Below are 20,354 nucleotides of genomic sequence, written 5' to 3' on the forward strand. Positions count from 1 at the left end.
CCGGAACGGGGCCGACCCACACCCGAACCTGCCCCAACGTCATGGGCGTCAGGGTTGTAAGCCTCACATCGAAGTGATAGACGGCGCAAAAGATCGAAGCCGAGGAACAGCCAATGGACACCGAAACCCAATCTCCGTCGCTTACCATTCTCGCCCAGTACACGAAGGACCTGTCCTTCGAAAATCCGGGCGCTCCGCGTTCGCTTCAGGCTCGCGACAAGGCTCCGTCGATCAACATCAACGTCAACGTCAATGCCAACCCGCTCTCCGACACGGATTTCGACGTCGTGCTGTCGCTGAACGCAGAAGCCAAGGACGGCGACAAGGTCGTGTTCGCGGCCGAGCTCGTGTATGGCGGCGTCTTCCAGATCACCGGCTTCCCGCAGGAGCACATGCTGCCGGTCCTGTTCATCGAGTGCCCGCGCCTGCTCTTCCCGTTCGCCCGTCAGATCATCTCCGACGTCACACGCAACGGTGGCTTCCCGCCGCTGATGATCGATCCGATCGATTTCGGTCAGATGTTTGCGCAGCGCGTCGCCGAAGAACAGACCCGCGCCCAGGTTCAGCCGCTGAACAGCTGATATTCCAAAGATCGCCCACCACAAGAACCCGGCTCACGCCGGGTTTTTTATGTTCTACTGGTAGCGAGCCCAGAGTGCCTTCTCGCCAAGAGAATTGACCAGCGCCGCATGCGCCGCGATTTCCGCTTCGGTCATCCGCGGCGGAAGCGGCCGCGGTCGTTGCAGCGTGATGACGTCGACGTCTTCGACTTCGATAACCGTCGTGACCTGTTCGGCGCCGACGAGACCGAGTGCTGCCTGACGGCCGCCGATCATCTCGATGTAGACTTCCGCCAAGAGTTCGGAGTCGAGCAGTGCGCCGTGCTTGGTGCGGTGGGAGTTGTCGATGCCGTAGCGCCGGCAGAGCGCGTCGAGCGAATTCGGGCCCATCGGATGCTTGCGCCGCGCCAGCGACAGCGTATCGACAACCTGATCGTTCGGCACCGGCGGCAGGCCGAGCCGATCGAGCTCGGCATTGATGAAGCCCATGTCGAACGTCGCGTTATGGGCAATCCATTTTGCGCCGTCGAAGAACTCCAGCAGTTCCTGAACGACGGCGGAGAATGGCGGCTTGTCCTTCAGGAAGTCGTCGGTGATGCCGTGCACCGCCAGTGCATCCGGATGAACCTTGCGATCGCCGGGATTGATGTAGACGTGAAACGTGCGGCCGGTGGGGAAGTGATTGAAGAGTTCCACGCCACCAATTTCGATCACCCGATCGAGCCTGTTTTCGAGACCTGTGGTTTCCGTATCGAAGATGATTTCACGCATGGTTCTTCTCGCTCAAGGTCCCGGCGCGCACGGCTTTGAGGATCTGCCGAACCCGCTGTGTCGCCGCATCGATGCCGTGACCGGTATCGATGATGAAATCCGCCTGCCGGCGCTTCTGCGAATCAGGGATCTGACGCGACAGGATCATCTCGAACTTCTCCTCCGTCATGCCCGGGCGCGCAAGCACCCGCTGGCGTTGGACCTGTGGATCACAGGTGACGACGACCACCGTATCCACCCGATGCGCGGCGCCCGCTTCAAAGAGGAGCGGGATATCGAGGAGGACGATATCCGCGCCCAGTCTCGCCTGTTGGTCAAGAAACTGCTCTTCTCTCATTCGCACCAGCGGATGGACGATGGCTTCGAGCTTCTTGAAACCTGCAGGATCGTCTGACAGGCGCCTGGCAAGTTCGGCACGATCCACGACACCGGTTGATGCCACTCCCGGGAACGCCGCCTCGACCGGGGCAACCGCGTCGCTTCGATAAAGATCGTGCACCACCGCGTCGGCGTCGTTGACCGGGATACCCTCTGCTACAAAAAGCCCGGCCGTCGTGGATTTCCCCATGCCGATCGATCCAGTGAGGCCGATCTTGATCATCCGTGGCGCTCCATGTCGCGGATGACCAGGTCCCGGAGCTCTTCGTCAACGGCAGGCCGCTGGTAGAACCATTTTTCAAAACCCGGTGCAGCCTGGTGAAGAAGCATCCCTAAACCGTCGACGGTTTTCAATCCCTGAGCACGGGCCTGCGCCAGGATCGGGGTTTCCAGCGGCACATAGACAATGTCCGTCACCACTGCATCCCTCGCCAAGCCGCGAAAATCGATGTCCATCGCGGTTTCGCCGTCCATGCCAAGCGACGTCGTATTGATGAACAGGCTAGCGCCTTGCGTGACTTCATCGAGCGCTTCCATGGGATGTGCATGGATCCTATCACCAAACCGGTCGGCGAGCTCCTTGGCTCTGGACAGGGTCCGGTTGACGACGTGGATTTCCGCAATCCCCCTGTTGCGCACCGCCTGGATGATCGCGCGGCTGGCACCGCCGGCACCGAGGATGACGGCGCGTGTGGCTTTGTCCCAGCCGGGCGATCGCTCGTCGAGATTGGCAGTGAAGCCGAAGCCATCGGTGTTGGTCGCCTTCAACAGCCCCTCTTCCAACCAAAGCGTATTGGCGGCGCCAAGCTCATGCGCCAGATCATCCGGCTGGTCTGCCAGCCGATAGGCGTGTTCCTTGTGAGGGATGGTGACATTGCCGCCACGGAACTGTCGCCCACGCTTCAGCTCCTCGATGAACCCGACGAACTGTCCCTCGGGAACGTCGATCGCCGTGTAGCTACCATCGATCCCGAGGTGTTTCAGCCAATGTCCATGAATGATCGGCGAGCGCGAATGCCGGATTGGCGATCCGACAACGAAGGCGTGCGCTGTTTCACGTGAATCAGCCATCGATAGCTCCAAGCTCGCGCAGGGCATTGAGGACAGGCAACATGGGCAGACCAAGGATCGTGAAATAGTCACCATCGATCGCCGAGAACAATTGTATCCCCTGCCCTTCCAGCTGATAGCCACCGACACTTCCCAGAACAGCGTCACCGGCCATGTCCAGGTAGCGATCGACGAAAGCTTCAGTCAGCGGCCGTACCGTCAGTGCCGCTCGTGATACCGTTTCCCACAGCACCTCGCCGTCGCGCGCAATCGTCACGCCGCTGTTGAGGTGGTGCGTTTTGCCCGACAGCGACAGGATCGCTTCTCGCGCTTCGGCACGCGACGATGGCTTGTGATAGACCCGTTCGCCCAGCGACATCGTCTGGTCAGAGCCGATGACGAATGCTCCCGAATAATGATGGCAGACATCGAGAGCCTTTGCGCGCGCAAGCGCCAGCGCCACCTCTTGCGGCGTCGCGCCCGCCGCTTTAAGCTTCTGGTCTATCGCTCGCTCATCAATGGATGCGGCACGTGTCTGGAAGACAAGACCCGCATTTTCCATCAGCATCCGGCGAAAGGGACTGGACGAGGCCAGCACGAGTGGTTGGGTCAAGACAGCCTTCCAGTCATGTGCACGGGGATCGCTGCGGCGATTACCGTAACTTCGGGCGCAGGGCAACGATAGCCGCGGCGGTTTCTTCAATGGACCGGCGCGTGACGTCGATCAGCGGCCATTGATGCCGCGCGCAGAGCGCCCGCGCATATTTGAGTTCTTCGTTGATGTTGGCGCGGTCCGTATAATGGCTGCGATCAAAACCGAGGACGGTTCCAAGCTCCCGGTTCTCGCGAACCTGCGAGATCCGGTCTGTCGTTGCGATCAGGCCGACGATCAACGGCTTCGTCGCCTTCAGCAGGCTTTCCGGCAACGGCACATGCGCAACGATCGGGATGTTTGCGGCCTTGATGCCACGATTGGCGAGATAGATGCTGGTCGGCGTCTTCGAGGTCCGGCTGATGCCGATCAGAACGACATCGGCCTCGTCATAGCTTTCCGCCATCTGACCGTCATCGTGATCCATGGCGAAGTTCAGCGCCTCAATTCGTTGGAAGTACTCCGCCGTCAATGCGTGCTGCGCACCGACGCGGCGTCGCGACCGAGTCCCGAGGTAGGTCTGAAACGTCGCAAGAACCGGCTCCAGAACGTTGACGCTCGGAACTCCGATCGCCTTGCAGCGTTCATCGATGCAATCGGCAAGTTCCTGGTCGACCACCGTATAAAGGACGATGCCGGGCTTTTCGTCGATCGATTCCAACACCGGCATCAATTGGCGGCGATTACGGATCAGCGGATACACATGCTCGATGGGCAATGCCGAGTTGAACTGCGCCGATGCTGCCCTCCCCGCTGAAATAAGCGTCTCGCCCGTCGAGTCAGAAATCAGGTGCAGATGAAAGAAGCTTTTGCGGTTCTCCACGCTAAACTTCCTCCTCTGTTGATAATGCGGGACAAACATCGACCGGTGCCGGTCGCTCGAACCCGACGCGGGATAAGTCGCGATTTATCCACATCGGCCGTCGGATGGCGAGCCTTTTTACCAGCTTGTTGAAAACGGGGATGAGCTTCGGATATCCCGATCCGCCTCACCTGTTGTCCACAAGACCGCTATCGGCACGGCCTTTACAACCCGCTGATCCTGCACATCGATTCCGGCTATCCACAGATCCCCGCTGCGTGGTCGGGAAACTAGCCCTCCGTTGACCTGATGTCGCACCGATGCCGCTCTGACTGTGCAAAGCTGAGGATCCTTGATAGTCACAGACTCTAAGAATCAAAAACCTAAGAATCTCATTTGTTTTATTTAGGGGAACGTCCTCTTGGCTGCAGTACGCCGCAAAGTGATGGAGGTCCTTGAGGGATCGACCGTATCACCACCACCGATCTGGCTCATGAGACAGGCAGGCAGATATCTTCCGGAATACCGGAGGACCCGCGCAGCAGCCGGCAGCTTCCTCGATCTCTGTTATTCGCCGGATCTGGCAACCGAGGTAACCCTCCAGCCGATCCGGCGTTACGGCTTCGATGCCGCGATCCTGTTTTCAGACATCCTGGTGATCCCGGACGGGCTGAAGCGGAACGTGCACTTTGTTGAAGGCTCCGGACCTCGCATGGATCCGATCGACGAGGATGCGATCATGGCCCTGGCTCCGGACGGGGTTCTAGGTCATCTCGCGCCAGTGATGCAGGCCGTCCGGCAGATCCGCGCGGAGCTACCCGCTGAAACCACCCTCCTCGGCTTCTGTGGTGCGCCCTGGACGGTTGCCACCTACATGATCGCCGGCCACGGCACACCGGATCAGGCTCCCGCCAGACTGTTCGGCTACCGGCACCCGAAGGCATTCGCGCATCTGCTTGCGGTGCTTGCGGATCTGTCGGCCGATTACCTCGTGGCACAGATCGATGCCGGCGCGGATGTGGTGCAGATCTTTGATTCCTGGGCAGGCGTGCTGGGCGAAGCCGAATTCGAGGCCTATGCCGTCGAGCCGGTGGCGCGGATCATTCGCTCCGTCAAAGCCAGGCGGCCCCAGGCCAAGGTGATCGCCTTTGCCAAGGGCGCAGGCCTGCAACTTGTGACCTACCGGCAGAAGACGGGTGCCGACATGATCGGCCTCGACTGGTCGGTGCCGCTCAGCTTCGCAAAGGATTTGCAGAAGGACGGACCGGTCCAGGGAAACCTCGATCCGATGCGCGTGGTTTCCGGCGGAAAAGCTCTCGACGAGGGTATCGACGCCATCCTCGAGGCGCTCGGCCAGGGGCCGCTCGTCTTCAACCTCGGCCATGGCATCACGCCGGCAGCCGATCCCGATCACGTCACCCACCTGGTCGATCGCGTTCGCGGAATGCATCGATGACTGCGGAGAAGCAGACCGATCGTCGACTTGGGCGCCGCGCAGCACTACGGGCCGGCATTGCGCTGTGCGGTTTTGCAGCAATGCTGGCGGCGATCTCGGTGCTGCGGCCGGACGACTTCTTCCTGTGGATCAAGGCGTTTCACGTGATCGCGGTTATCGCCTGGCTGGCTGGACTGTTCTACCTGCCGCGCCTGTTCATCTACCACACCGATGCAGAGCCCGGCTCCACCCAGTCCGAAACCTTCAAGGTGATGGAATACCGCCTGCTGAAGGTGATCATGAACCCGGCGATGATGATCACCTGGGTGCTCGGCCTCTACCTCGCCTGGTCGGTCTACGGCTTTCAGGGCGGCTGGCTGCATGCCAAGATCGCGCTCGTCGTTCTGCTGACGGTGGCGCATATGCATCAGAGCCGGGCGGTGCGGCAGTTTGGCGCCGATGGTCCGCGTAAGCCGGCGCGCTACTGGCGGATGATGAACGAGGTGCCGACCGTTCTGATGATGCTGATCGTCATCCTGGTCGTCGTCAAGCCGTTCTGACGGCGACGATTTGTCGGCTGCCCCCTTGCGGCCTTGCGATGAACTCGCTATTTTCAGCGCCACCTCTTCTCTCGTGGCTCGTGTGTAATTCAAAGACCTCCGTGCTTTCCGCGGAAGCCAGTTCCACAGACACGCCAATTTCCCTCACAATTCCAAGACGGTCCCCCTTCATGGCTGAAATGAAGCTTCAAGAACTCAAGAGCAAGTCCCCGACTGATTTGCTGACCTTCGCCGAGTCGCTGGAGGTTGAGAACGCGAGCACCATGCGCAAGCAGGAACTGATGTTCGCGATCCTCAAGGTTCTGGCCAGCCAGGATGTCGAGATCATCGGCGAGGGCGTGGTCGAACTTCTGCAGGATGGATTTGGCTTCCTGCGTTCCGCCAATGCCAATTACCTGCCTGGTCCGGACGATATCTACATCTCCCCCTCGCAGATCCGCCGTTTCTCGCTGAAGACCGGCGATACGGTTGAAGGCCCGATCCGCGGACCCAAGGAAGGCGAACGCTATTTCGCTCTTCTCAAGGTCAACACGATCAATTTCGATGACCCGGAAAAGATCCGTCACAAGGTCCATTTCGACAACCTGACGCCGCTCTATCCGAATGATCGCTTCCGCATGGAGCTCGACATTCCGACGTCCAAGGATCTGTCGGCGCGTGTCATCGATCTGGTGGCGCCACTCGGCAAGGGCCAGCGCGGTCTGATCGTCGCTCCGCCGCGCACGGGTAAGACCGTTCTGCTGCAGAACATTGCTCACTCCATCACTGCCAACCATCCGGAGTGCTACCTCATCGTGCTGCTCATCGACGAGCGGCCCGAGGAAGTCACCGACATGCAGCGTTCGGTCAAGGGTGAGGTCGTATCCTCGACCTTCGACGAACCTGCCGTCCGTCACGTCCAGGTCGCCGAAATGGTGATCGAGAAGGCCAAGCGTCTCGTCGAGCACGGTCGCGATGTCGTCATCCTGCTGGATTCGATCACCCGTCTCGGTCGCGCCTACAACACGGTCGTTCCGTCGTCGGGCAAGGTGCTGACCGGCGGTGTGGACGCAAACGCGTTGCAGCGTCCCAAGCGCTTCTTCGGTGCGGCCCGTAACATCGAAGAAGGCGGCTCGCTGACAATCATCGCCACGGCCCTGATCGACACCGGCAGCCGCATGGACGAAGTGATCTTCGAAGAATTCAAGGGCACCGGCAACTCGGAAATCGTCCTCGATCGCAAGGTTGCCGATAAGCGAATCTTCCCGTCGATGGATATCCTTAAGTCCGGTACGCGTAAGGAAGACCTGCTCGTGCCGCGCCAGGATCTGCAGAAGATCTTTGTCCTGCGCCGCATTCTCGCGCCGATGGGCACAACCGATGCAATCGAGTTCCTCATCGACAAGCTGAAGCAGACGAAGAATAACGGCGACTTCTTCGACTCCATGAATACCTGATCGATAGCCGGAGTCACTTCTGGCTCGCCGCTACTGATTAGCCGGATTCAGGATCGTCCATCGGATGATGAACTCAGACACCATATTCGCGCTGTCCAGCGGACCGCCACCTTCCGGGGTGGCGGTCGTTCGCATTAGTGGACCTGCCGCTTTCGACGCTGTCGTCCGACTGGCTGGAGACCTTCCCAAACGGAGAGCAACGTTGCTCCGAGCCGTTCGAAACCGGGACGGAGACCTTATCGACAAAGGTCTGGTGCTTTCCTTCCCGGGTCCACGATCTTTCACGGGAGAGGACTGTATCGAACTGCAACTGCACGGCGGGCGTGCCGTGGTGGCTGCCGTGTCTGCTGAGCTGACCCATCTCGGTCTGCGGATAGCGGAGCCTGGAGAGTTTACTCATCGGGCCTTCGACAATGGCAAGATGGATCTTGTCGAGGTGGAAGGCCTGGGCGATCTAATCGCGGCCGATACCGAGATGCAACGGCGGCTTGCCATCGAGCAAAGCGCTGGAGGTCTCTCAACCCGCTATGCAGCCTGGGCCAAGCGTCTGACCAAGGCCCGGGCGCTGATCGAGGCGGAGCTCGACTTTGCCGACGAAGACGACGTCCCAGGCTCCGTCTCCGAGCAAGTTTGGGCGGAAGTTGCTCAGGTGCAGCGCGAGATAGCTCTGCAGATCGACGCGACCCAAAAGGCAGATGCCGTGCGTGATGCCTTCAAGGTTGTCATCATCGGGCCTCCGAACGCCGGCAAATCCAGCTTCATGAACGCCTTCGCGAAACGGGATGTGGCGATTGTGACCGAGGTCGCCGGCACAACGCGCGACGTCCTCGAGGTTGAGCTTGATCTTCAGGGCTTTCTCGTCCGGCTGTCAGATACAGCCGGCCTGCGCGAAACCACAGATGTAGTTGAGCGAGAAGGTGTGAGACGCGCCCTTGGTACCGCTCAGAAAGCTGATCTTCTACTGGCGCTCACCGAGATCGATTCGGACTCGAAATGGTCGGCGGGGCATGAACTCAATGTTCCCACTCTTCGTATCGGTACGAAGCGTGATCTGCATCCCGGGAGTCGAGACGCTTTTGATTTCGTCGTGTCGACCTCCACGGGCGTCGGTCTGGACGATGTAAGGAAGGAAATCCTGGCCCACGTCGAATTGGCTTGGGCTTCCATTGCTTCACTGGGTGCCGGACGCATGCGGCATGTCGAGCACCTGACGCGGGCTTTCAATTTCCTTGCAGAAGCGTTATCTGGTGCCGAACTGGATATCCGCGCGGAAAGCCTTCGGTTGGCTGCGATGGCACTGGGCCGAATTACCGGACGCGTTGATGTTGAAGATCTCCTGGATGTGATTTTCTCCGAGTTCTGTATCGGTAAATGACTCACGTGAAACACTGCTGAAGCAGTTGGTGATGACGATGAACGATTTCGATGTGATCGTGATAGGTGGCGGACATGCGGGTTGCGAAGCTGCAAGCGCGGCAGCGCGGCTGGGTGCGAAGACCGCATTGGTGACGCATAATCGCGCAACAATCGGAGTGATGTCCTGTAATCCCGCGATTGGCGGCCTTGGCAAAGGCCACTTAGTTCGCGAGGTTGACGCTCTCGACGGACTGATGGGACGGGTGGCAGACGCCGCCGGTATCCAGTTCCGTCTGCTCAACCGCAAGAAGGGCCCGGCCGTGCGTGGTCCGCGGACTCAAGCCGATCGAAAGATCTACCGTGAGACGATGCAGGCAGAGATAGCCGCATGTCCCAATCTGACCGTCATTGAAGGCGACGCCTTTGATCTGGAGCAGTCCGAAGGTGTCGTGAACGGGGTCATCATGAAAGATGGCCGAACCTTCACTTGCCGTTCCGTGGTACTGACCACCGGGACTTTCTTGCGTGGCGTTATTCATATCGGCAACGAGACGACCTCGGCCGGCCGCGTTGGCGAAGCGCCATCCATCGGATTGTCTGGAACCCTGGAACGCGCCGGTGTGGCGCTGGGACGTCTGAAGACGGGCACTCCTGCTCGTCTCGATGGCCGCACCATTGGCTGGGACCGTATCGGTCAGCAGGAAGCTGACGAGGACCCGGTCCCCTTCTCGTTCATGACTGACCGGATCACCAACCGAAAGATTGCCTGCGGTGTTACGCGCACAACCGAAGCCACACATAAGATCATTGCCGACAATATCACGCGCTCGGCGATGTATTCGGGACAGATCACCGGGGTCGGTCCACGCTATTGCCCATCGATCGAGGACAAGATCGTCCGCTTCGGGGAGCGGGATGGTCACCAGATTTTCCTCGAACCTGAAGGTCTTTCGGACCACACGGTTTACCCGAACGGCATCTCCACGTCGCTGCCGGTCGAGGTTCAGGAAGCCTTCATTCGTACGATCCCAGGCCTCGAGCAGGTGGAAATCCTGCAGCCGGGCTATGCCATAGAGTATGATCATGTCGATCCACGAGAGCTGACGCAGGACCTGCAGCTCCGGCGGCTGCAGGGTCTTTATCTCGCGGGGCAGATCAACGGCACGACCGGCTATGAAGAGGCCGCCGCTCAGGGTCTGGTTGCCGGGCTCAATGCTGCGCGACGCGCGGGTGACCGGTCACCACACGTCTTCAGCCGGACTGAATCCTATATCGGCGTCATGATCGATGACCTTACGTCGCGCGGCGTCAGCGAGCCGTACCGGATGTTCACATCACGGGCAGAGTATCGGCTGTCGTTGCGGGCGGACAACGCCGACGTTAGGCTTACTCCCGTCGGGACTGAGCTTGGGTTAGTCCAGGATGCGCGCCGCACGCGTTTCGAACAGTATGAGAGCGAGCTGACAACGGCGCGCGGATTGCTGGCGGATCTCAGCCTGACCCCGAACCAGGCACAGGTTCACGGCATTCATCTCAATCAGGACGGCCAGCGCCGAAGCGGCTATACCCTTCTCTCCCACGCCGGGATCGATTTGGCGGTATTGCGCAGGGTCTGGCCTGAACTCGGCTCGTTAAGGCCTGCTGTCGCAGAGGCGCTGGAGATCGAGGCGAGCTATTCTGTCTATCTGGAGCGCCAAAGCATCGATATAGCGGGCGTGCAGAAAGACGAGAACAGGGCGATTCCGGTCGGGTTCGACTTCAACCGTCTGTCGGGGCTGTCGAACGAGCTGAGGGCTAAGCTGGCAAATGCGGCGCCTTCAAACATCGCGCAAGCTGCCAAGATCGACGGGATGACGCCGGCCGCACTTGCTCTGATCTTGTCTCTAATCAAGAAGGCGGACGCGCAAGATCGCCTGTCGCGAGTCTCCGCATGAAACTGAACGGAATAAGTGTTTCACGTGAAACAACGGAAAGACTCGAAGTCTTTTCCACCCTCTTCGCAAAATGGGCGCGTTCGATCAACCTGGTTGCTCCTTCCACCAAGGATGATCTGTGGCAACGCCATATTGCCGACAGCGCGCAGATATTCCAGCTCTCACCAAATCCCTTGACCTGGGTCGATCTCGGATCCGGAGGCGGGTTCCCTGGCATCATCACCTCGATCTTCCTCGCCGAACTCGGAGATGGCTGGGTGCATCTTGTCGAGAGCAACCAGAAGAAGGCATCGTTTCTCCGAACTGCGCTGATGGAGACCGGCGGACGCGGCTCGGTCCACCCTGTCCGAATCGAATCTGCAGCTCAGACGATTTCTGAATGTGATCGCATCTCCGCGCGAGCACTGGCGGAGTTGCCGCAACTCCTGGACTACTGCAGTCCGTGGATGAGAGACCGCCCGGATACCGTCGCTTACCTGCACAAAGGCCGGGATTATCAGGCTGAGATCGTTAAAGCGAATAGTCGCTGGGAATTCGATCTGTTACAACATGCCAGTGCGGTTGAAGATGATTCCGTCATTCTCGAAATCTCGAAGCTGCACCGCAAGGTTTGACCTTCCCAAGCAGGTGCTCAATGTACGAGACCAATCGCATCATAACCATTGCCAATCAAAAGGGCGGGGTTGGTAAGACGACCACCGCCATCAATCTGGCGACGGCGCTTGCCGCGATCGGCGAGAACGTCCTCATCGTTGATCTGGATCCGCAAGGCAATGCGAGCACCGGGCTTGGCATCGATCGGCGGGATCGGAAGCTTTCATCCTTCGACGTGATGATGGGAACGAGTGATATTCAGCAGGCCGCTGTTCCGACGGCCGTGCCGAACCTGTTCATCGTTCCCTCAACGATGGATCTATTGGGCTTGGAGATGGAAATCGGACGTGATGCCGACCGCGCCTTCAAACTTCGCCGCGCATTAGAGACGGCGCAAGCCCGCCGGTTCAGCTACATTCTTCTGGATTGCCCGCCCTCGTTCAATCTTCTGACTGTCAACGCGATGGCCGCTGCCCACTCCGTTCTGGTTCCGTTGCAGTGTGAGTTCTTCGCGCTCGAAGGGCTGAGCCAGCTGCTCGATACGGTCAACCAGGTAAAGCAGACGGTCAATCCGCGGCTCGATATCCAGGGAGTTGTCCTGACGATGTTTGACGCGCGCAACAACCTCGCCCAGCAGGTTGTCAACGACGTCCGGTCCTATCTGGGCGACAAGGTGTATCATACGCTGATCCCGCGGAATGTCCGGGTCTCGGAAGCGCCGTCATATGGTAAGCCGGCTATCCTTTATGATCTGAAGTGCGCCGGAAGCCAGGCCTACCTGCAGTTGGCGTCGGAAGTGATCCAACGCGAGCGGCGCCGCAAGGCTGCCTGATTTTCTAAGGGTTGAAGAACATGAGCGAAGATAGTTCCAAGCGGCGCCTGGGTCGCGGGCTCGCGGCTCTCATTGGAGAGATGGATCAGACAGCGCCGGTTGGTGATCTGCCGTCCAAGGCCGTGAGCGCCGATCGGATGGTGCCGATCGAGCATGTCCTGCGCAATCCGCGCAACCCGCGTCGGATGTTCAAGGAAGAGGAGCTGCAGGATCTTGCCAGCTCGCTGCGGCAGCACGGCATTGTTCAGCCGGTTGTTGTCCGTCCGCGTGGATCCGACTTCGAGATCATTGCAGGCGAGCGGCGTTGGCGCGCCGCCCAGCTCGCTGGGCTGGTTGAAATTCCGGTTATTGTGCGGGATGTGGACGACCGGACGGCGCTCGAGATAGCGATCGTCGAAAACGTCCAGCGCTCGGATCTCAATCCGCTTGAAGAAGCGTTGGGCTACGAGCAGCTGATTGCCGAGCACGGCTACACGCAGAACGATTTGGGCGAGATCATCGGCAAGAGCCGCAGCCATGTGGCGAACAGCCTTCGGCTCTTGAAGCTTCCCGAACCGGTTCGCGACATGCTGTCGGTCGGGGATCTGTCGGCAGGCCATGCACGTGCACTCGTTTCCACGTCCGACCCGGCAATGTTGGCCAAGACGATCGTCTCCAAAGGTATGTCGGTGCGGGATGCGGAACGACTGGCACAGAACGACATCAAGGCCCAGAACGAGCCGCAGTCGGCCCTGCGTGCGCAGGAGAAGGATTCCGATACGCTTGCTCTGGAGCGGACGCTGTCGGATGCTTTGGGTCTCGAGGTCAAGATTAGCTACAAGGGTACGGGCGGCCAGATCCGCATCAGTTACCGATCGCTGGATCAGCTCGATGATATCTGCCGGCTGCTGGAGCGTCGTTAGCGCCGGCGCTCGCTAGATCAGGTCCTGGTCGCAGGACGCCTTTTGCCTAGCGGCCATTCGCCCGCGCCGATTGAAGTGCCGTTGCGAGCAGGGTCTGGAAGGCGACCGTATCTTCAAGCGCCGGTTTCTGCCGTGACTGCAGGATGGCGCCCTGCAAACGGCTTGTCTCACGCGCCAGTCCGTCAGCCCGCCAGCTGGAAAGCGCCTTTTCAAACAAGGGCTTGCGACGAAAATGGATGTGCCGTCCCATGGTCTGCATGACCTGCGGAACGGCGGCGCGCTTTTCGTCGATCTCGGCACGCATCAGATCCAGCAGCTGAAACTGCTTGAGGCAGGACTGCAGTACCAGGAAGATCGGTGTCTTGGACGTGACGATCTTGTTGATCGCCCGGTGCAGACCCGCGACGTCGCCCTTCAGGACACAATCGACGGCATCGTCGGTCGAGATCGCGCTTGCATCGCCGATGATGTCGAGGACATGCTCCTCCTCGACCAAGCTGCCGCCCCGGCAATACAGCGCCAGCTTACGGATCTCGTTGCGAGACGCTACCCGGTCACCGCCAAGCGTTTCGAGCAGCCGCTCACGGCCGGCCGACGAGATGCGCAGACCTTCGGCCGCCAGCTCCTGATCGACAAGCCCGTTCAACGCCCTCACATCGTCGGCGTAGCAGGGAATGGCGACCGCGAATTTTGCCTGCTCGCAGAGCTTGCGCAGCAGGCCGCTTTTCTTCAGGTCGCCGCCTTCTATGATCAGTCGGTTCTCCGGCGCCGGCCCGCTGGTCAACACCTGCAGGCCGTCGGCCATCACCTTCTCCGGTCCGCTGCCCTTGACCCAAATCAGGCCCGAGCCACCGAACAGGCCGAGTGAGTTGACCTCGTCCACCAGCCGACCGGGATCGCCCTGGAGATCGCTGACATCGAGCCGCGTATAGGAGAAGTGGTCGTCCAGTCTGGCGCCGGCCTTTGCAGCGATTTCCGCTGCGCGCTCGGACACCAGGCCGCGGTCCGGACCGTAGATCAGGAAAATCCGGTAGAGGTCGACCGCCTTCGGCAGAAAGCGGTCGAATTCATGTGCCTTTATCTCCGCCATCAGCCGTTGCGAGCAAGAACGGTCGCCATCTCGCCGCGCAGGAACTCTGCCAGTTCACGGCTGGCCCGATCTTCTGCATCGCGGTAAGCGCGAAGCTTGGCGAATTCCTGGAGCCCCACGTCGGCCAACGATGTGATCGAGCGCGCGCCGGTCTTCAGCACCTTGCCGTCGCTGATTCGGGTGAGGCTGAAGGTGGCCGAAACGGTAACACGGGTCGGTGTGTTGCGTGCAACCTGCTCGTCCAGAACGTCCGCGCGCACCGAGGTGACATACAGCTGAAGCTGGTAGTCGGCATGCGCCGGCTCCCCTGCCCCACCGTTGGTGAGGAAGACGAGGTGGTTTCGAACCAGCTGCTCCACGCGATCGCGGGGCTGCGATATCTTCACCGCGGCCAGCTTCGGGCCTGCTCCGTCCACGGAAGAATAGAGCGGACGAACCTGGCAGCCCGCCAACGAAGTGACGGCAGCCGCAACCAGCAAGACGCGGCTGACACGCCGGATGACGCGCGAGATCTCAAACGACAATGTTGATGATCCTCTGTGGGACGATGATGATCTTCTTCGGCTGGCCCCCGGCCAGTGCCGACTGAACCGCCTCAAGCTGCAAAACGGCCTGCTGTACGGCATTCTGATCCGCGTCGCGGGCGATTGTCAATTCGGCGCGCTTCTTGCCGTTGATTTGAACGGGCAGCGTGACCTCATTGTCAGCGACCAGCGCCGCATCGAACACCGGCCATGCGGCTTCGGCGACGATACCCGGATTGCCGAGCGCCATCCAGCATTCTTCGGCCAGGTGCGGCGTCATGGGAGCCACCAGCTGGATGAGGATCTCCACGGCATTGCGCAGCGCCCTGAGCTGGGTCTCGTCGGCCTCGCCATTGGCGGCCTGGGTGAGTGGCGATGCCAGCGTGTTCACCAGTTCGTAGATGCGGGCAACGGCCTTGTTGAAGGCCAGCTTGTCGTAGTCGCCCTGCACGGCCTGGAGCGTCTTGTGGGCGGCCTGCGAGATTGCCAGCGCCGGTCCCTGCGTGGCGGGTTCTGCCGACACGGCACGCAGTGCCGGCACGGCTTCCGACACCAGACGCCAGACACGCTGGACGAAGCGGTGGGCACCCTCGACGCCGGCTTCCGACCAGATCACGTCGCGATCCGGGGGAGAATCGGAAAGCACGAAGAAACGCGCCGTGTCGGCACCATAGGACGCGATGATATCGTCCGGATCGACGACGTTCTTCTTCGACTTCGACATCTTTTCGATGGAGCCGATCGCCACCTCTTCGCCGGTCGACAGGAGGTAGGCCTTGCGGCCGCCATCGACGTCCTCGACGCGGATCTCGGCCGGAGCGACCCACTGGCCTGACTGGCCGCTTCCCTGCCGGTAGGTCTCGTGGACCACCATGCCCTGGGTGAACAGTCCCTTGAACGGTTCGCTTACGCCCACATGGCCGGTCTCGCGCATCGCTCGGGTGAAGAAGCGCGAATACAGCAGATGCAGGATCGCGTGTTCGATGCCACCGATATACTGGTCCACCGGCAGCCAGTGATTTGCGACGGCCGGATTGGTCGGTGCATCCTCCCACGGCGCGGTGAAGCGCGCATAGTACCAGCTGGAATCGACGAACGTATCCATCGTGTCCGTCTCGCGCCGCGCGTCGCTTCCGCATTGCGGGCAGGACACATGGCGCCAAGTGGCGTGACGGTCGAGCGGATTGCCCGGCACGTCGAAGGTCACATCGTCCGGCAACCTGACCGGCAGGTCCTTCTTCGGCACCGGCATCACGCCACACACTTCGCAGTGAATGACGGGGATCGGGCAACCCCAGTAGCGCTGGCGGGAAATGCCCCAGTCTCGCAGGCGGAAGTTAACCTTGCGGCTGGCCTGCGGCGCGTTGCCGAGTTGCTGATCGGACAGCAGGGAGGCGACCTGATCGAATGCATCGTCCGTCGACAGGCCGTCGAGGAAGCGCGAGTTGATCATCACGCCGTCGCCGACATAGGCCTCGGCACCAACGGTGAAGCTCGTCGCGTCGCCATCAGCCGGCATCACGACAGGCACGACCGGCAGGTCGTACTTGCGGGCAAAATCCAGGTCGCGCTGGTCGCCGGACGGGCAGCCGAAGATCGCCCCCGTGCCGTAGTCCATCAGCACGAAGTTTGCGATGTAGACCGGCAGTTCCCACGCAGGATCCAGAGGATGCTTGACCATCAGACCCGTCGCCAGGCCCTTCTTCTCGGCGGTTTCGAGAGCTGCCAGCGACGTGCCCTGACGGCGGCACTCTTCGCAGAACTCCGCGATCTGTGTGTTGTCGACGGAGAGCGCCTTGGCAACCGGGTGATCGGCCGAAATGGCGAGGAATGAGGCGCCGAACAAGGTGTCAGGCCGGGTGGTGTAAACCTCGATCTCGTTGCATTCGGCCTTCGCCCGGCTTTCATCGCCGAGCTCCCAGCGAATGGTCAGGCCTTCGGAGCGGCCGATCCAGTTCTTCTGCATCAGCCGGACTTTTTCCGGCCACTGGTCGAGACCGTCCAGCGCTTCCAGAAGATCCTCGGCAAAATCGGTGATCTTGAAGAACCACTGGGTCAGTTCGCGCTGCTCGACCAGCGCACCGGAGCGCCAGCCGCGACCGTCGATCACCTGCTCGTTGGCCAATACCGTCTGGTCGACCGGATCCCAGTTTACCTTCGACTGCTTGCGGTAGACCAAACCCTTTTCCATCATGTCGAGGAACAGGTACTGCTGGCGGTGATAGTATTCGACGTCGCAGGTGGCGAATTCGCGCGACCAGTCGAGGGACAGACCCATGGATTTCAGCTGGGTCCGCATGGTGGCGATGTTCTGGTAAGTCCAGTCCTTCGGGTGAACCTTGTTCTGCATGGCGGCGTTCTCGGCCGGCATGCCGAATGCATCCCATCCCATCGGGTGGAGAACGTTGAAACCGCGTGCGCGCTTGTAGCGGGCAACCACATCGCCCATCGCATAGTTGCGCACGTGGCCCATGTGGATGCGCCCCGACGGGTAGGGGAACATCTCGAGCACGTAGTACTTGTCGCGGGGATCGCTGTTGTCGGTCTCGAAGGTCTTGCCCTCCGACCAGGTCTGCTGCCAACGGGGTTCGGCATCCCGCGGATTGTAACGTTCGCTCGCCATTTCAATGAAATTCCGGGTCTGAATAAGATGGTTGACCTTCACCACGAATGGCAGGAAGCGTCAAGTTTTGAGGCCACTCCGGTGCAAGTTCACCGATCGGCGCTTGGCTTTCATGTGATGTGCCGGTAATCGCGTGACAAGAGCAATGGCGAGGATGAAAAGCATGACGGTCGAGGAGCGCCTGGTAGAGGTACGCCACAGGATCGAAGCGGCTGAGCGCGAAGCCGGACGCACACCCGGTTCGGCCACGCTTGTTGCTGTGTCGAAAACCTTCGATGCTGATGCGATCCGCCCCGTCATCGCAGCCGGACAGCGGATCTTTGGCGAGAACCGGGTGCAGGAGAGCCAGGCCAAGTGGCCGGAGCTGAAGGCCGAGACACCGGACATTGAGCTGCATCTCATCGGGCCGCTGCAGTCGAACAAGGCGGCTGACGCCGTTGCCCTGTTCGACGTGATCGAGACTGTCGATCGCGAAAAGATCGCCAGGTCCCTGGCAGAGGAGATGACCAGACAGGCGCGTCATCCGAAGCTCTACGTGCAGGTCAACATCGGGATGGAGCCGCAAAAGGCCGGCATCGAGCCGAAGCAGACGGTGACTTTCGTCGATTTCTGCCGGCGGGAGCTTGAGCTTGAGATCGAGGGGCTGATGTGCATCCCGCCGGCGGAGGGCAATCCCGGACCGTATTTTGCGCTGCTGGCCAAGCTTGCCGATGAATGCGGCCTGCACAGGTTGTCGATGGGCATGTCCGGTGACTTCGAGATTGCTATCGGAATGGGTGCCACCAGCGTGCGGGTAGGGTCCGCCATCTTCGGGCACCGCTGATAAATTTGCGCCTGCACCCTTGGTCGGGCTTCAACACTCCCAGGCATCCTCCTAAGCTGACGCACAGCTTTGGGAGGAGCAGATGGAAAGCCGATATCAAGCGGTCTATCAGCACTGGCAGAACGACCCGGAAGGATTCTGGGCCGAGGCTGCGACGGAACTGATATGGTTCAAGCCGCCGGACCGTATCTTCGACCCGGATCTCGGCGTGTATGGACGGTGGTTCGTCGGCGGTGAGACCAACACCTGCTATAATTGCCTCGACAGGCATATAGCCGCCGGACGCGGCGCTGAGCGGGCCCTGATCTTCGATAGCGCGCTGACAGGCGAGAAGAAGATCTTCAGCTACGATGCGATGCTGGAAGAGGTGCAGGCGATTGCCGCGGTTCTCAAGAACCTTGGCGTCGCCAAGGGCGACCGTGTCGTCATCTACATGCCGATGGTGCCGGAGGCGATCTTCTCGATGCTTGCCTGCGCCCGGATCGGCGCGGTTCATTCGGTGGTGTTCGGAGGTTTCGCCGCTCACGAATTGGCGACGCGACTGGACGATCTGCAGGCCAAGGTAGCGATCAGCGCCAGCTGCGGCCTCGAGCCGGGGCGCGTCATAGCCTACAAGCCGCTGCTTGACCGAGCGGTGGATCTGGCAGGTTCAAAGCCGGAGCACTGCCTGATCCTGCAGCGCGAACAGTTGCCGGCAGAGCTTTGGGCGGACCGCGGCGATCTGGATCTGGGGCAGGCAATCCTCGCCGAGAAGATGGCCGGCACTCAGATAGCCTGCGAACCTCTGGCCGCGACGGACCCGCTTTATATCCTCTGCACATCGGGAACGACGGGCAGACCGAAAGGCGTCGTGCGCGACAATGGCGGGCACATGGTGGCGCTCCACTGGTCGATGCGCAACATCTATGGCGTGAAGCCTGGTGAGGCGTTTTGGGCAGCCTCGGACATCGGTTGGGTGGTCGGACACTCCTACATCGTCTACGGGCCGTTGCTCTCTGGCAATCCGACAGTCGTCTTCGAAGGCAAGCCGGTCGGGACCCCGGATGCCGGCGCGTTCTGGCGGGTGATCGCCGAACATGACGTGAAGGTGCTGTTCACGGCGCCGACCGCGTTCCGCGCCATCCGCCGCGACGATCCGGACGGCGATCTCGTCGGCCTTCACGATCTCTCCGGCCTCAAGGCCTTGTTTCTCGCCGGCGAGCGGGCCGATCCTGAAACGCTGAAATGGGCGGAGCGGATGTTGAAGGTGCCGGTGGTCGATCACTGGTGGCAAACGGAAACCGGCTGGGCAATCGCCGCCAATCCTATCGGCCTTGGGGCATTGCCTTTCAAGTACGGATCACCGACCCTTCCGATGCCGGGCCATTCCGTCGAGGTCGTCGACGATGCCGGTCATTCGCAGCCGGCCGGCACGCTCGGCAACCTCGTCATCAGGTTGCCGCTGCCGCCGGGTTGCCTCGTCAGCTTCTGGAACGCCGACGAGCGGTTCCGCGCGGCGTGCCTGGCGGAGTTTCCCGGCTACTACAAGACGGCCGATGCAGGGATAATCGATGAGGACGGCTATGTCTTTGTCATGGCGCGCACCGACGACATCATCAACTGCGCCGGCCACCGTCTCTCCACCGGCGCGATGGAGGAAGTGTGCGCCATGCATCCGGATGTTGCCGAGTGCGCCGTCATCGGTGTGTCGGACCCGTTGAAGGGACAGATCCCCTGCGGCTTCCTGGTGCTGAAGAACAGGGTGGCGCGCGATCCGCCAACGATCGTTGCGGAGGTGGTGGATCTTGTCCGGCTGCAGATCGGTCCTGTGGCAGCGTTCAAGACGGTGATGATCGTCAAGCGGTTGCCGAAAACCCGGTCCGGCAAGATCCTTCGCGGCACGATGCAGAAGATGGCCGACGGGCTGCCGTGGAAGATGCCGGCAACGCTTGAGGATCCCGCAGTGCTCGATGAGATTGCCGAGATCCTGGCAAGGAACGGCTACATGCGTGCTCCAGCACCGACGGGCTGAGCAGCAAAAAGCCGGCACATG

Annotated in this window: 19 protein-coding genes; 11 read left to right on the forward strand and 8 right to left on the reverse strand. The window is 60.7% G+C overall.

Features of this window, described 5'->3' with window-relative positions; all coding sequences use genetic code 11:
* Positions 1 to 113: 113 nt before the first annotated feature.
* Positions 114 to 581 (forward strand): protein-export chaperone SecB, encoded by a 468-nt coding sequence (secB, locus tag ACR65N_RS19995; RefSeq protein ID WP_430307813.1) that lies wholly within the window; start codon positions 114 to 116, stop codon positions 579 to 581.
* Positions 582 to 635: 54 nt separating this feature from the next.
* Here the strand turns inward: secB and dnaQ are convergent, their stop codons facing one another.
* The 5 genes from dnaQ to ACR65N_RS20020 form a co-directional block, all read right to left on the reverse strand.
* Positions 636 to 1,331, reverse strand: coding sequence for a DNA polymerase III subunit epsilon (dnaQ, locus tag ACR65N_RS20000; RefSeq protein WP_440458432.1), 696 nt, complete (start codon positions 1,329 to 1,331; stop codon positions 636 to 638).
* A complete protein-coding gene (gene coaE, locus ACR65N_RS20005) occupies positions 1,324 to 1,932 on the reverse strand; it encodes a dephospho-CoA kinase (protein WP_440458433.1) in 609 nt (202 codons plus the stop codon). The genes dnaQ and coaE overlap by 8 nt, the downstream gene beginning before the upstream one ends.
* Positions 1,929 to 2,780 carry a shikimate dehydrogenase gene (locus ACR65N_RS20010; protein ID WP_440458562.1) on the reverse strand — a complete coding sequence of 284 codons (852 nt, stop codon included), beginning with the start codon at positions 2,778 to 2,780 and terminating at the stop codon, positions 1,929 to 1,931. The genes coaE and ACR65N_RS20010 overlap by 4 nt, the downstream gene beginning before the upstream one ends.
* Positions 2,773 to 3,321 carry a Maf-like protein gene (locus ACR65N_RS20015; RefSeq protein ID WP_440458434.1) on the reverse strand — a complete coding sequence of 183 codons (549 nt, stop codon included), beginning with the start codon at positions 3,319 to 3,321 and terminating at the stop codon, positions 2,773 to 2,775. The genes ACR65N_RS20010 and ACR65N_RS20015 overlap by 8 nt, the downstream gene beginning before the upstream one ends.
* A gap of 91 nt (positions 3,322 to 3,412) precedes the next feature.
* The gene (locus tag ACR65N_RS20020) at positions 3,413 to 4,234 is read right to left on the reverse strand and encodes a pyruvate, water dikinase regulatory protein (protein ID WP_440458435.1); all 822 of its coding nucleotides are present in this window, start codon (positions 4,232 to 4,234) and stop codon (positions 3,413 to 3,415) included.
* 400 nt (positions 4,235 to 4,634) lie between these two features.
* Between ACR65N_RS20020 and hemE the strand changes: the two genes are divergently transcribed.
* From hemE to ACR65N_RS20060, 8 genes are all read left to right on the forward strand, one after another.
* Positions 4,635 to 5,669 carry a uroporphyrinogen decarboxylase gene (gene hemE, locus ACR65N_RS20025; RefSeq protein WP_440458436.1) on the forward strand — a complete coding sequence of 345 codons (1,035 nt, stop codon included), beginning with the start codon at positions 4,635 to 4,637 and terminating at the stop codon, positions 5,667 to 5,669.
* A complete protein-coding gene (gene hemJ / locus ACR65N_RS20030; protein WP_440458437.1) occupies positions 5,666 to 6,208 on the forward strand; it encodes a protoporphyrinogen oxidase HemJ in 543 nt (180 codons plus the stop codon). The genes hemE and hemJ overlap by 4 nt, the downstream gene beginning before the upstream one ends.
* Before the next feature lie 170 nt (positions 6,209 to 6,378).
* A complete protein-coding gene (gene rho, locus ACR65N_RS20035) occupies positions 6,379 to 7,644 on the forward strand; it encodes a transcription termination factor Rho (protein ID WP_430307820.1) in 1,266 nt (421 codons plus the stop codon).
* Positions 7,645 to 7,708: 64 nt separating this feature from the next.
* Positions 7,709 to 9,019 carry a tRNA uridine-5-carboxymethylaminomethyl(34) synthesis GTPase MnmE gene (gene mnmE, locus ACR65N_RS20040; RefSeq protein ID WP_440458438.1) on the forward strand — a complete coding sequence of 437 codons (1,311 nt, stop codon included), beginning with the start codon at positions 7,709 to 7,711 and terminating at the stop codon, positions 9,017 to 9,019.
* A 37-nt stretch (positions 9,020 to 9,056) separates the two neighbouring features.
* A complete protein-coding gene (gene mnmG / locus ACR65N_RS20045; RefSeq protein WP_440458439.1) occupies positions 9,057 to 10,934 on the forward strand; it encodes a tRNA uridine-5-carboxymethylaminomethyl(34) synthesis enzyme MnmG in 1,878 nt (625 codons plus the stop codon).
* Positions 10,931 to 11,548, forward strand: coding sequence for a 16S rRNA (guanine(527)-N(7))-methyltransferase RsmG (gene rsmG / locus ACR65N_RS20050; RefSeq protein ID WP_440458440.1), 618 nt, complete (start codon positions 10,931 to 10,933; stop codon positions 11,546 to 11,548). The genes mnmG and rsmG overlap by 4 nt, the downstream gene beginning before the upstream one ends.
* Before the next feature lie 20 nt (positions 11,549 to 11,568).
* Positions 11,569 to 12,360: a ParA family protein gene (locus ACR65N_RS20055; RefSeq protein ID WP_430307824.1), complete on the forward strand. Its 792-nt coding sequence runs from the start codon at positions 11,569 to 11,571 to the stop codon at positions 12,358 to 12,360.
* Between the two features lie 20 nt (positions 12,361 to 12,380).
* Positions 12,381 to 13,262 carry a ParB/RepB/Spo0J family partition protein gene (locus ACR65N_RS20060; RefSeq protein ID WP_430307825.1) on the forward strand — a complete coding sequence of 294 codons (882 nt, stop codon included), beginning with the start codon at positions 12,381 to 12,383 and terminating at the stop codon, positions 13,260 to 13,262.
* Between the two features lie 46 nt (positions 13,263 to 13,308).
* On the opposite strand, the gene holA is transcribed toward ACR65N_RS20060, so the two are convergent.
* The 3 genes from holA to leuS are packed head-to-tail and all read right to left on the reverse strand — an operon-like array spanning position 13,309 to position 17,499.
* A complete protein-coding gene (holA, locus tag ACR65N_RS20065) occupies positions 13,309 to 14,352 on the reverse strand; it encodes a DNA polymerase III subunit delta (RefSeq protein WP_440458441.1) in 1,044 nt (347 codons plus the stop codon).
* Positions 14,352 to 14,876, reverse strand: a complete 525-nt coding sequence (locus ACR65N_RS20070) for an LPS assembly lipoprotein LptE (RefSeq protein ID WP_440458442.1) — start codon at positions 14,874 to 14,876, stop codon at positions 14,352 to 14,354. The genes holA and ACR65N_RS20070 overlap by 1 nt, the downstream gene beginning before the upstream one ends.
* Entirely contained in the window at positions 14,866 to 17,499 is a 2,634-nt protein-coding gene (leuS, locus tag ACR65N_RS20075; protein ID WP_440458443.1) for a leucine--tRNA ligase, read from the reverse strand. Before leuS ends, ACR65N_RS20070 begins: the two co-directional genes overlap by 11 nt.
* Before the next feature lie 163 nt (positions 17,500 to 17,662).
* On the opposite strand from leuS, the gene ACR65N_RS20080 reads away from it, so the two are divergent.
* Both ACR65N_RS20080 and ACR65N_RS20085 read left to right on the forward strand, forming a co-directional pair.
* The gene (locus ACR65N_RS20080) at positions 17,663 to 18,322 is read left to right on the forward strand and encodes a YggS family pyridoxal phosphate-dependent enzyme (protein ID WP_440458444.1); all 660 of its coding nucleotides are present in this window, start codon (positions 17,663 to 17,665) and stop codon (positions 18,320 to 18,322) included.
* 82 nt (positions 18,323 to 18,404) lie between these two features.
* Positions 18,405 to 20,333, forward strand: coding sequence for an AMP-binding protein (locus ACR65N_RS20085; RefSeq protein WP_440458445.1), 1,929 nt, complete (start codon positions 18,405 to 18,407; stop codon positions 20,331 to 20,333).
* The last annotated feature ends 21 nt before the right edge of the window (positions 20,334 to 20,354 follow it).

Source organism: Rhizobium sp. SAFR-030, assembly GCF_059415005.1.

Excerpts from the sequence above, each read along its gene's own strand:
- secB (WP_430307813.1), top strand. The coding sequence starts at position 114 with ATGGACACCGAAACCCAATCTCCGTCGCTTACCATTCTCGCCCAGTAC.
- dnaQ (WP_440458432.1), bottom strand. The coding sequence starts at position 1,331 with ATGCGTGAAATCATCTTCGATACGGAAACCACAGGTCTCGAAAACAGG.
- coaE (WP_440458433.1), bottom strand. The coding sequence starts at position 1,932 with ATGATCAAGATCGGCCTCACTGGATCGATCGGCATGGGGAAATCCACG.
- ACR65N_RS20010 (WP_440458562.1), bottom strand. The coding sequence starts at position 2,780 with ATGGCTGATTCACGTGAAACAGCGCACGCCTTCGTTGTCGGATCGCCA.
- ACR65N_RS20015 (WP_440458434.1), bottom strand. The coding sequence starts at position 3,321 with ATGGAAAATGCGGGTCTTGTCTTCCAGACACGTGCCGCATCCATTGAT.
- hemJ (WP_440458437.1), top strand. The coding sequence starts at position 5,666 with ATGACTGCGGAGAAGCAGACCGATCGTCGACTTGGGCGCCGCGCAGCA.
- rho (WP_430307820.1), top strand. The coding sequence starts at position 6,379 with ATGGCTGAAATGAAGCTTCAAGAACTCAAGAGCAAGTCCCCGACTGAT.
- mnmE (WP_440458438.1), top strand. The coding sequence starts at position 7,709 with ATGATGAACTCAGACACCATATTCGCGCTGTCCAGCGGACCGCCACCT.
- mnmG (WP_440458439.1), top strand. The coding sequence starts at position 9,057 with ATGAACGATTTCGATGTGATCGTGATAGGTGGCGGACATGCGGGTTGC.
- rsmG (WP_440458440.1), top strand. The coding sequence starts at position 10,931 with ATGAAACTGAACGGAATAAGTGTTTCACGTGAAACAACGGAAAGACTC.
- ACR65N_RS20055 (WP_430307824.1), top strand. The coding sequence starts at position 11,569 with ATGTACGAGACCAATCGCATCATAACCATTGCCAATCAAAAGGGCGGG.
- ACR65N_RS20060 (WP_430307825.1), top strand. The coding sequence starts at position 12,381 with ATGAGCGAAGATAGTTCCAAGCGGCGCCTGGGTCGCGGGCTCGCGGCT.
- holA (WP_440458441.1), bottom strand. The coding sequence starts at position 14,352 with ATGGCGGAGATAAAGGCACATGAATTCGACCGCTTTCTGCCGAAGGCG.
- leuS (WP_440458443.1), bottom strand. The coding sequence starts at position 17,499 with ATGGCGAGCGAACGTTACAATCCGCGGGATGCCGAACCCCGTTGGCAG.
- ACR65N_RS20080 (WP_440458444.1), top strand. The coding sequence starts at position 17,663 with ATGACGGTCGAGGAGCGCCTGGTAGAGGTACGCCACAGGATCGAAGCG.
- ACR65N_RS20085 (WP_440458445.1), top strand. The coding sequence starts at position 18,405 with ATGGAAAGCCGATATCAAGCGGTCTATCAGCACTGGCAGAACGACCCG.